At 44.9% G+C, this 6,914-nt stretch carries 1 protein-coding gene; it reads left to right on the top strand.

From position 1 onward, the window contains the following. Positions 1 to 6,839: non-ribosomal peptide synthetase (locus EAG18_RS21650; RefSeq protein ID WP_125254422.1), on the top strand; the 6,839-nt coding region annotated here is incomplete at its 5' end. Positions 6,840 to 6,914: the final 75 nt, after the last annotated feature.

The following is a 6,914-nucleotide window of genomic DNA, read 5'->3' as shown; positions in this document are numbered from 1 at the left end:
AGTACATGGTGCCCAGTCACTTTATCCTAGTTGAACATATTCCACTCACCGGTAACGGCAAGCTTGACCGTAAGGCTCTGCCTGCACCAGAGCTTCAAGCCGATAACCTCTATGTGGCACCGCGCAATACTTTAGAAACCCTGCTTTGTGAGATTTGGCAGCAGGTACTTGGCCTTGAGCAAGTGGGCATTGAGGATAACTTCTTCCAAATCGGCGGTGACTCTATTGTCAGTATTCAGCTGGTTTCACGCTTAAGAGAAGCTGGATTAACGGTACAAGTTAAAGAGATATTTGCCGCCCCAACTCCGGCGCGGCTGGCAAAACTTATCAATGCCAATGGCGATAAACAGGTTGAGATAAAAACCGAACAAGGCCAGCTTGAAGGCGAGTTCGATCTGCTGCCTATCCAGCAGTGGTTCTTTGCCAATCAGTTTGCTAATCCCGCACATTTTGCCCAAACTTTTGCCACGGTGATGCCAAGAGCAATCAGTGATGAGCGATTAGTCGAACTCTTGTCTGCATTGGCTGAGCAACACGATGTGCTACGCCTAGCGTTCAATCAAAAGACAGCGCACTTTACCCAACAGTACCAACAAAATAGCACCATGGCGCCTTTGGCTAGGCTCGATGCAGATACACTCAGTGACGACGAACTTGCCAAGCAGTTAACCCGTTTGCAATCACAGTTTGCGTTAAATTCAGGCCCGTTATGGCAGCCAATTCGCGTCAAACGCCAAGGCCAAGATGTATTGGTACTGGCCTTCCATCACTTGATCATTGATTTTGTCTCTTGGCGGATCCTAATTGAGGATTTAAATAGCCTTTATCAAGGCAAAAAATTAGCACAAAAAACCTCAAGTTATCGCCAGTGGGTTGAGACCTTAGCCCAATATGCACAGGTTCAATCTGAACAAATTAACTACTGGCAGGAAGTACTTGATACTTGCCAAACGCACTTATCAGCCAAGAGCACACCGAAAAACCGAGTGATTAAACTAGATTCTGCATTCACGCAACCGTTGCTATTTGAGGCTAATCAGGGTTATCACACCGAGCCTAGGGATCTTGTTGTTGCCGCGCTATCACTGACACTTGCTCATATTACAGGTAGTAACAATCAGGTTATTACCCTTGAAGGGCATGGTCGTGAGCACATTGCAGAAGACATTGACCATTCACGCACTGTTGGTTGGTTTACATCATTATATCCGCTGGCACTCCATGCAGGTGAAAGCCTAGAAAGCGCTATCGTCAATGCTAAAGAACAACTGCGTAATTTACCAGATAACGGCGTTGCTTTTGGTCAGTTTTATTTTGCCAAACAGGTAACCGGTGCTTTGCCAAGCGTTGCATTCAACTATTTAGGCCAAATCGATGGCACAAGAACGCAACAACCTAGTGGCGACTTCTACTTAACCGAGGCGATTACTGGTCAACAAGTCGCCGCCGAGAATAACGGTCATTATGTGTTGGATATCAACGCAGCTATTATTCATGGTCAACTTGTGTTGAATTGCACCACAGCATTATCTGATGAACAATTTGCTCTGTTCCAAAGCCAATTCACCGCCAGCCTTAAAGCGGTGATCGATAAAGCATTGAGTAGCAAAGCGCTTGGTGCCAAACACACACCGAGCGACTATAACCTGACGGGTATCAGCTTCAGCCATTTAGATGCACTGTGCACACGCTACGACCTAGCCGCGGTTTATCCTGCAACAAACTTGCAGCAAGGCTTTATCTTCCACCAGCTTAACAACCCCGCAGACACCGCTTATCGCGTGCAGTCACAGATGCAGTATTTCGACAAAATAGACCCATCACTCTACCTACGAGCATGGCAGTTAACCTCACTACAATATCCGGCACTGCGCTGCGCCTTTGATGTTGAAGAAACCATGCTACAGCTTATCGTTAATCACACTTGTGTTGATGATGATAACTTTAGTGTGATTGATATGAGTCAATATGCTCAGGATGAACAAGAGCAGCACATCGCAGCGCTGGCAAAAGAAACGCTCGCCCAGCCGTTTAATTTTGCAAGACCGGGACTATTTAACCTGCATTTGGTCAAACGCGGTGAAACCCATTATCACTTAATAAAAACTGAGCATCACAGCGTTTGTGACGGCTGGAGCGGCCCACTCGTTATGCAGACCGTTCACCAGAACTACACGCAATTACTACAAGGTCAAGCGCCTGTTTTTCAGGTAGATAATGCCTATTTAGATGCCCATGCTTACCTAAGAGACAACCAAGCCGCCACCAAAGCTTTTTGGCAAAATCATGTCGCTGATTTATCACAGGCAAACGATCTGAATACCTTGTTTAGTCACTCAACAGATTTAGAAACACTGCGTCATAACCACGACCCACAGACACGACATTTTACTCTGCCAAACGAAACATTTAGTAAGTTGCAACAAGTGTGTCAGCAACACTCGGTCACACTCAATGCTGCGGTTCAATTTGCTTGGCATAAACTTATCCAGATTTACACGCGCGACGAATTTACGCTTGTTGGCACAACTATCGCAGGCCGTGACTTACCAATTGACGGGATCGCGCAAAGTGTTGGTGCTTATATTAATACGTTACCGCTTTATCTTGATTGGCCTACCGATACCACCATCGCGCAGCAACTTGAGAAGATCCAAACGGCCATTTTAGACTTAAATAGCCATGCGAATGTGTCACTCGCGTCGCTGCAACAAGGTGGCACGCGTTTATTCCAAAGCCTAGTTGTTTTCGAAAATTACCCCAGTCTTGAAAACGAACAAGCCAAGGCACAGCAAGCTCGCTGGCAGTTTGACACAGCGCCAGAACAAGTTGAGTACCCACTGGCGCTAATCGCAAAAGAGCAAGGTACCTTGCAACTTGAACTAATGTATGACGGCAGTTTGCTCAGCGCGCTACGCATAGAGCAATTACAAAACCAACTGCTGCTTATCCTTGAGCAGATTACCGTAGATCCTCACCTACTACACAATCATATTGAAATAATTACTGCTGAAGAAAAAGCACGTATTCTTAATGAATGGAACCAAACTGAGCGTGCACTATGCAAGTTCAATAATTTTAATGACTTGCTTTGCACTCAGGTCGAGAGTACCCCCGATACAGTCGCTGTAGTTTGCCACGATAAACACTTAACTTATGAAGCACTCAATCAGCAAGCTTGTCAGTTGGCGCAGCAGCTGTTGCACTACAAGGCTGAGATATATGGTCATGAGTACCAAGGGGATTTTCCGGTATTGTTGATGCACGAAAAACAGCTGGACTCGATTGTCGCCATCCTCGCTATTCTCAAAGCTGGCGGTGGTTACGTGCCAATCTCACCGGAGTTTCCTGACTCAAGAATTGACTATATTGCCAAAGACTGTGATGCAAAAATCGTGATCACTCAGTCTCAGTGGCTAAATAAACTAGCAAGCTCACCATTAGCTGCTCTAAACTATCTAGTCAGTGACGCGCCATCACATGAAGCCACCGTTGAGCCCAAGGTATCTGTAAAACCATCTGATCTGGCATATATTATTTATACCTCTGGGACCACTGGCAATCCAAAAGGCGTAGAGGTAAGCCACGAAGCATTGTTAAATTATGCTACTGATGACCACTTTATCGACGCTACCTTGCTAAACAATGTGCTTAGCCTGTCAAGCATTACCTTTGATGCCTTCATTTTTGATTGCTTTGTAACGCTTTGTCATGGAGCAACGTTACATCTGATAGACAAACATACCCAACTTGATCCAACCAAACTCGTAAGCTATTGCCTGCAAAATCAAGTTGATACCTGCTTCGTCACAACTGCGCTATTCAACCGTTTAGCCAACGAAGATTTTTTTGTGCTCGCAGGACTGAAACAAATTAACTTTGGGGGTGAAGCCGTTGATTTGACTATGGTTGAGCAAGTAAAAAGTCAAGCCCCCAATCTCAGTCTCTATCACGCTTATGGCCCTACAGAAACAACCGTCTATGCAACATGCTGTTTACTCAATGACACCACTCAAGGCGCGCCCATCGGCCGTGCTACTGCTAATAAGTCTGCTTACGTGTTGTCACCTACAGGAAAATTACTGCCACCAGGAGTCGCAGGAGAGCTGTATATTGGTGGCGCAGGTATGGCAAGGCGCTATTTGCACCGCCCAGATTTAACTGAACGAGCATTCTTAATTAATCCATTCGCATCGGCTAAGTATCTCGAAAATGGTTGGAACAAAATGTATAAAACGGGCGACTTAGTTAAGTGGCGTGAAGATGGCCTACTTGACTACGTTGGACGAAGCGATTTTCAGGTTAAAATTCGCGGCTACCGTATTGAGCTTGGGGAAATTGAAGCTGCCATTAAACAGCATCCACACGTTAAAACAACCTTTATAAAGGTAAACGAGCAAGATGGAATTAAACGTATTGTCGCTTACTTGGTACTCGCAAACACAGAGTCATTCAATGAAGCTGCACTAGAGCAATCGCTGTGTCAACTACTGCCAAGTTATATGCTGCCCAGCGCCTACGTGGTGTTAGATGCGCTACCTGTAACAATAAATGGTAAAATTGATGCTCGCGCTCTACCAGAGCCAGAGTTTTCTCACGCACAGCACCGCCGAGTACCACAGACAGCACAAGCAAAACAGATTGCACAGATTTGGTGTGCAGTACTTGGACTCAAGCAAGTGGGGCTGGATGATAACTTTTTCCATATTGGTGGCGATTCCATTATTAGTATTCAGTTGATGTCCGCGCTAAAGCGCGCAGGTTATGCTTTATCCACCAAAGACATCTTTACCTATCCCACACTCGACGCACTATGCCAGTTTTTAGCAACGAGTGAACAGGTAATAATCAATGCAGAGCAGGGCGAACTTGATGGCAAGATCCCTCTTCTGCCAATTCAGCAGTGGTTTCTTACCTCTCATTACCAACATAAAGCGCATTTTAATCAATCTGTAATGCTGGCGCTGCCACATGATATTACACTAGATGCACTAGAAAATGCCCTTGCTCAGCTTCATTGTCACCATGACATATTACGAGCACAGTTTAGCCAAGGTGAAACATGGCAATCTCAGTATCAAAGCACCAAAAGCTGCCCTGTACCAAAGCTGATCCACTTAGATACGACTTCCCTTGATGCTGAGCAAACGGCACAAGCACTGACCAATATACACGGGCGCTTTGAATTAGGGAGTGGCGCCCTTTGGCAGCCTGTCCTGCTGAACAGTGAAACCTGTGCGCCTAGACTGGCCATTATTGTCCATCACTTAATCATCGATGGTGTTTCATGGCGGGTGTTTGTTGAAGATCTCAACAATTTGCTCCAAGGAGGCATGCTTGCAGATAAAACAAGTAGCTATCGTCAGTGGTCAGAAGTATTAGCCCAACATCCGTTTGAGCCACAAATCCCATACTGGAAAAATGTGCTAAATACTCACCAGCCACTCAATGCAACAGCTCCACAGCAACACTTTACACATCGCTTCGATAGGCATTTTACCGAGCAGCTTTTACGCCATGCACCTGCTGGTTTCAATACTGAAATCAATGACTTGTTACTGAGTGCATTTGCCAAGGCATGGTGTCACAGCTTCACCACAGACTACTGTCACCTGACATTAGAAGGCCACGGCCGCGAACATTTGAGCAATGAGATTGATACTTCCAGAACACTTGGCTGGTTTACCAGTATGTTCCCCGTTGCGTTAAAAAATGAGGACGACTTGTCTACCTTGATTATTAGTAGCAAAGAAACGCTTCGGGCTATTCCAGACAAAGGGCTTGGCTTTAGTGAGCTGGTAAGGCGTGGCGAGTTTGCTTTTAGCCAACTGCCCAAAGTAAGCTTCAATTATTTGGGACAGCTTGACAACAATAGCGATACTCAGGGTAATGGTATAAGTATGCTAAGCGCTGACTCTGGTAAAGCAAGCAGTGAAGAAAACCGAGACGAGATGGCATTAATAGTCAATGCGCAAGTGCGTCAAATGCAGCTGCAACTTACCTTTGCAAGTCAGTTAGGTGACAACCAAACGCAAAAATTTATCACTGCATTTGCAGCGGCGCTAACACAAATTGTTGAACATTCACTTGGCGCGTGTGAACAAGGTAGTCTAAAAACCCTAAGCGATATAGAAGTCGGTGCATTAGTGAATGGCACGGATACCCCTATTGAGTGGTTTTTATTTCCACCTGGAGGTGGAGGCGCTGAGAGTTACTTACAATCGCTTGCCCCGAAACTTTCGTCACCCTGTTATTGCTTCAACAACATTTATGCTGCGCAAGACAAGTGCGAAGGCTCATTGGCTTATGAATACTACCAGTTCCAAACGCTAGCCCTGCAATATGTTATCCACCTTAAAAAGTTAAAACCAAGTGGCCCTTACCGACTTTTTGGTTGGAGCTTTGGGGCAACATTGGTACTAGAGGTCGCAAAGTTATTACAGAAAAACGGCGACACGATTGAGCACATTGTGTTTGTTGACCCATGTTTTGACTACGCAAAAGTTAATGATGAAGCTTTTACTCTATACCCCGAATTTGCAGCGCTAGCACCTGATCGTATTAATTACAATTACTGTGCTGAACCTCGATTTGCATGCGATGCAAAAGTGACCCTGTTTAGTGCCGGATCAGAGGTAGAGATCTCCCCCTCGGACAGTTTAGAACTACAACTATCCAATCGTATTATCAACTTATATCTCAACAAAAAACATAATCTTATTAATACAGTCATGGATATTAAACAGCTCCAAGAAATCGTGATGACAGGCTCTCACAACAGCTGGATTAAAACCCCTGATGACTTAATAAAAATGTCAGAAATTATGAACACTATTTAACAATTTCACTGTTAATATAATGTTAAATTAAAATCCTAGTGTGATGCTTAAGTGTATCACTCTAGGACTAACTCA

It is taken from the genome of Pseudoalteromonas sp. J010 (genome assembly GCF_003934235.1).
GTDB classification, from domain to species: domain Bacteria; phylum Pseudomonadota; class Gammaproteobacteria; order Enterobacterales; family Alteromonadaceae; genus Pseudoalteromonas; species Pseudoalteromonas peptidolytica.
This window is presented reverse-complemented; position numbering and strand designations above follow the sequence as displayed.